A 554-nucleotide genomic window follows, 5' to 3' on the forward strand; every position below is an offset into this window, starting at 1 on the left:
GTGACCGGGATGGTGAACGCCGCGCCGAGACCCTGGAGCGCACGCATGACGAGTATCGAGCCGTAGGCCGTGAACACGAGGTAGCCGGCGCTCCCGACGGCGACGAGCGCGAGGCCGGTCAAAAGAAAGACTCGGCGGCGGCCCGTGCGGTCCGACAGCGACCCCGTAAACGGCTGGCTGAAGCTGTTGAGAAACCCGAACAGCGAGAGCACGACGCCGATGAGGAGTTCGGTCGAGAGGGGTACCTCGACGACCCCGAGAGAAAGCGTCGTCCCGACGAACGACGGCATCGACACCAGTTGGCTCCCGATGTACAGCGGGAGGACGACGACCAGAAACGAGTTGGCGAGGGCGTCGACCATCCGAGCCAGCGCGAGCGCGAGAATCCGCGTGTCGAGGTTCGGACGCATCGTCGCCCGCTACGGCCCTCCGGCGTATCAAGCTACGCGCCCCAGCGGGCCTCGCCGGAGCCGCCGGAGCCGAGCGAGTCTGGGGGCCGCCGACTATCTGGACGACGCCGACCGGACCCACTCTTGGAGCGTAAAGCCCTCGTG

At 67.7% G+C, this 554-nt stretch carries 1 protein-coding gene; it reads right to left on the reverse strand.

Annotated features, from left to right (window positions below; all coding sequences use genetic code 11):
- The coding region (locus tag DVK05_RS16440; protein ID WP_121564953.1) for an MFS transporter at nucleotides 1–410 on the reverse strand (410 nt) is incomplete at its 3' end.
- Nucleotides 411–554: the final 144 nt, after the last annotated feature.

The sequence above is a fragment of the Halorubrum sp. Atlit-8R genome (assembly GCF_003666025.1).
GTDB classification, from domain to species: Archaea; Halobacteriota; Halobacteria; order Halobacteriales; family Haloferacaceae; genus Halorubrum; species Halorubrum salinarum.